The sequence below is a fragment of the Micromonospora chokoriensis genome, from assembly GCF_000718555.1.
Lineage (GTDB): Bacteria > Actinomycetota > Actinomycetes > Mycobacteriales > Micromonosporaceae > Micromonospora > Micromonospora chokoriensis_B.
Genome location: NZ_JOAN01000060.1, coordinates 1 through 206, shown reverse-complemented (window position 1 = coordinate 206; position 206 = coordinate 1). Strand labels below are relative to the sequence as shown.

The 206-nt window shown below is 62.1% G+C and carries 1 protein-coding gene; it reads right to left on the bottom strand.

The window, feature by feature from the left end; translation table 11 throughout:
* Nucleotides 1-206: hypothetical protein (locus IF46_RS35455; protein WP_269640547.1), on the bottom strand; the 206-nt coding region annotated here is incomplete at both ends.

Genomic DNA, 206 nt, shown 5'->3' with positions numbered 1-206 from the left:
CCCTGGATGACGATCACGTCAGCGTTGACGATGTCCTGCTGGAACTGCGTGGCGCCGCCACGACCGAAGCTGGTCCCCAGACCGGGGACGGTGGCGGAGTGTCAAATACGAGCCTGGTTCTCGATCTGGAGCGCCCCCATCGCGGTGAACAACTTCTTGATGAGGTAGTTCTCCTCGTTGTCCAGCGTCGCCCCACCCAGACTGGA